The following is a 3,669-nucleotide window of genomic DNA, read 5'->3' on the forward strand; positions in this document are numbered from 1 at the left end:
CATAATACGGACAAATATTTTCTGAATTCAACCAACAGTAAATTGACACGATCCTACCCATTATTTCAACAGAACATTAATTATGATATACTTATTCATTGTGAGTAACAGGTTCAGTTTATATATTTGTACAGATGAAAGGAAAAACAGATGTTTAACAAATCAAAAGAGTATCTAATGAAAGAATATCAGATCAAGGTAAATGCCCTTGAACTGCACGATCAGGCAATGGAGACAGTACTTCCATTATTTAAGGAATATGAGGAAATCAGAGAATACAACCAGTTCAAAGTTCTGAAAGCTTTTCAGGATGAGAAAATCAGCGATTACCATTTCACAAATACTACAGGATATGGCTATGGTGATATCGGAAGAGATGCCCTGGACCTTGTGTATGCAAGAGTGTTCGGTGCTGAGAAAGCCCTTGTCAGACCTCAGTTTGTCAGTGGAACTCATGCCATTTCCTGTGTTCTATATGGAATCCTTAGACCTGGGGACACGCTGCTTGCTATTACGGGCAGACCTTACGATACCATACATGGTGTAATCGGAATTGATGAGGAAGAATCCTCAAACAGCGGTTCCTTAAGAGATTTCGGAATACAATACAAGGAAATCGCCTTAACGGACAATCGTATCGATATTGAAAGCGTTCTTCAGAATCTAAGAGCAGATGCTTCAGTAAAAATGATTCATATCCAGAGAAGTAAGGGATATGCATCCAGGAACAGCTTTACCATCAGCGAAATCGAAGAAGCAATCAGTCTGATCAGAAGAGAATTTAAGGATGTCATCATCTTTGTCGATAACTGCTACGGTGAATTCATTGAAGACAGAGAACCGACAGAAGTCGGGGCTGACATCATTGCAGGTTCCCTGATTAAAAATGCAGGCGGCGGTATCTCGCCCACAGGCGGTTATGTTGCGGGTAGAGCAGATCTTGTGGATCTTGCATCCTATCGGCTTACAGTTCCTGGTCTTGGTGGAGAATGCGGTTCTACTTTCGGCGTCATGAGAAGCTTTTTTCAGGGCCTTTTTCTGGCTCCCCAGGTATCTGTGGAAGCACTGAAAACAGCAGTCTATGCTGCAAAGATCATGGAACTTGCGGGATACAGCGTACATCCAAAAGCTGAAGTCAAAAGAACGGATATTGTTCAGGCAGTTACCTTCGGAGATAAAGATAAGCTCATTGAATTCGTAAAAGGAATCCAGTATGGTGCTCCCATAGATTCCAATGCATCCTGTGAACCTTGGGATATGCCAGGTTATAAAGATCAGGTCATCATGGCTGCAGGTGCATTTATACAAGGTGCTTCCATTGAACTGTCCTGTGATGCACCGATCAGGGAACCCTATACTGCATATCTTCAGGGTGGACTCAGCTTCGATCATGGAAAAATAGGAGTTCTCATCGCTTTATCAAGAATTCTTTAAAAAAAAGAACTGATTTATGCTATAATATCTTTAATCTGCTCATTGAGCAAAAAATTCAAATAATTTAATTAAAGGAGAAGTGAATAGGTCAGAAGACCTAGACGAATTTATGGAATCAAGTGATTTAGGTTCTCAAATATTGTTCATAGTCGTTCTTATTCTAGTTAATGCTTTTTTTGCCATGACTGAAATGGCAATGGTATCCGCAAATAAGGTCAGAGTGAATATGATGGCGGAAAAGGGTAACAAAAAAGCGGAAAAACTTCAGAGGATTTTAGAAAGACCCAGTAATTTCCTATCTACGATACAGGTAGGAATCACACTGGCAGGGTTCTTAGCCAGTGCTCAGGCGGCAACAGGTTTAGCCCAGCATTTAACCGGTTTTGGTGACAGAGTCGGTTTCAATATTTCTGAATCGGCTGCTATTGTTGTGATTACAGTAATCCTGTCCTATTTCACACTGGTATTCGGTGAACTGGTCCCTAAAAGGATAGCGCTTCAGAACTCGGAAAAGATCGCCATGGCGACTGTAGGGGTCATATCATTCATATCGGTGGTTTTCAAGCCATTCATCGTACTGCTTTCTTTTTCTACGAATATTTTTGCAAGGCTTGTCGGCATCAACAGTGAAACACTGGAAGAAGAAGTATCTCTGGAAGAAATCAGATCAATCATTGAAGTCGGCAGGGAAAAAGGCGTGATCAACGAAACCGAAAGAGATATGCTTGATGGAATCTTTGAATTTGACAACAGACTGGGAAGGGAAATCATGACACCTCGAACTGAAGTGGAAATGATAGAAGTTACTGAACCAATCAATAATGTTGTATCAAAAATCACCAACGGCAATTTTTCACGTATTCCTTTTTATCTGGATGAAGTAGACAATGTCGTGGGCATTCTTTACATCAAAGACCTTTTCAGACAGCTGATCAATAAGGGTAAAGCAGGCAATATAGAGGATCTTCTGCGAAAGCCTTACTTCGCTCCGGAAAATAAGTACATTGATGACCTCTTCAAAGAAATGCAGATTGCCAATGCACAGATGGCGATACTTCTGGATGAATATGGCGGGTTTTCCGGTATAGTCACCATAGAAGACATCCTCGAGGAGATTGTCGGGAATATTTATGATGAGCATGATGTTTTCGATGAATATATCAATAAAGTCACCGATAACATCTATCTGATCGATGCACTGGTTTCAGTGGATGATTTCAATGATGCTCTAGGGTTTGAGATTGAAACGGATAATGCTGATTCCATCGGGGGTTATGTCATTGAAAGACTGGGCAGAGTGCCTAAAAAGGGTGACTCTGTATTCTATGACGGACATGAGTTCAAGGTACAGCAGATGTCAGGAAGAAGAATCAAGGTGCTGAAGCTCATTATGGATCACGAGAAAATCGACAAAGATTATATCGATGAAAAGAATTCAGGAAAATAATATCAGGTAAGATAAAATCCTCTGGTCATTCTGACCAGAGGATTTATGTTCTCTAATATTTTCTGTACAGTCCAACCAGTTTTCCGATGATTTCACATTCGGATACAATGATCGGGGACATACTTGAATTTTCAGGCTGAAGCCTGATATGATTCTTTTCCTTGTAATATCTCTTGATTGTGGCATCATTTCCGATGAGAGCAACAACAATTTCGCCATTGTTGGCCATGCTTGCTTTTTCGATAAAAGCCATGTCTCCATCATGAATTCCTGCTTCAATCATACTTTCGCCTTCAACGGTAAGGATAAAAAGATCCTGATCGTGCTTGACAAACTTCAGTGGGATCTGAAAATAATCTTCAATGTTTTCAACTGCCAGAACAGGTTCACCTGCAGTGATTTTACCGACCATAGGTATAGGAATCATTTCAATCTGCTTATTCATTAATTCTGGTATCATGAGAGCCCTTGGTTTAGAAGGATCTCGTTCAAGTTTCCCGTCTTCTTCAAGCTGGAGAAGATAGGAGTGTACTGAGGAAGTTGATTTTATATCAAGCGCAGTGCATATTTCACGTACAGATGGCGGATAACCTTTTGCTTCTGTGAAAGAGAGAACATAATTATAAACCAGTTCCTTTTTCATTTGTCCTTTTTTCATAGTACTTCACCCCATGATCATTTTATAGTGATTATAACATGTATAGCGGGAATAATCAAACGAGCGTTCTAATATGATCGTGTCAATTTACTGTTGGTTGAATTCAGAAAATATTTGTCCGTATTATGCA

General features: G+C 40.0%; 3 protein-coding genes. 2 read left to right on the forward strand and 1 reads right to left on the reverse strand.

What is annotated here, in order from left to right; genetic code table 11:
- Positions 1–150: 150 nt before the first annotated feature.
- Both RTX25_RS14355 and RTX25_RS14360 read left to right on the forward strand, forming a co-directional pair.
- Positions 151–1,434 carry a methionine gamma-lyase family protein gene (locus RTX25_RS14355; RefSeq protein ID WP_312654598.1) on the forward strand — a complete coding sequence of 428 codons (1,284 nt, stop codon included), beginning with the start codon at positions 151–153 and terminating at the stop codon, positions 1,432–1,434.
- A gap of 79 nt (positions 1,435–1,513) precedes the next feature.
- The gene (locus tag RTX25_RS14360) at positions 1,514–2,881 is read left to right on the forward strand and encodes a hemolysin family protein (protein ID WP_312654599.1); all 1,368 of its coding nucleotides are present in this window, start codon (positions 1,514–1,516) and stop codon (positions 2,879–2,881) included.
- A 52-nt stretch (positions 2,882–2,933) separates the two neighbouring features.
- Here the strand turns inward: RTX25_RS14360 and lexA are convergent, their stop codons facing one another.
- Positions 2,934–3,539 (reverse strand): transcriptional repressor LexA, encoded by a 606-nt coding sequence (gene lexA / locus RTX25_RS14365; protein ID WP_312654600.1) that lies wholly within the window; start codon positions 3,537–3,539, stop codon positions 2,934–2,936.
- Positions 3,540–3,669 lie beyond the last annotated feature (130 nt).

This window comes from Proteiniclasticum sp., assembly GCF_032054185.1.
Taxonomy (GTDB): Bacteria; Bacillota; Clostridia; order Clostridiales; family Clostridiaceae; genus Proteiniclasticum.

Coding starts and splice junctions, on each gene's coding strand:
- RTX25_RS14355 (WP_312654598.1), top strand. CDS start 151: ATGTTTAACAAATCAAAAGAGTATCTAATGAAAGAATATCAGATCAAG.
- lexA (WP_312654600.1), bottom strand. CDS start 3,539: ATGAAAAAAGGACAAATGAAAAAGGAACTGGTTTATAATTATGTTCTC.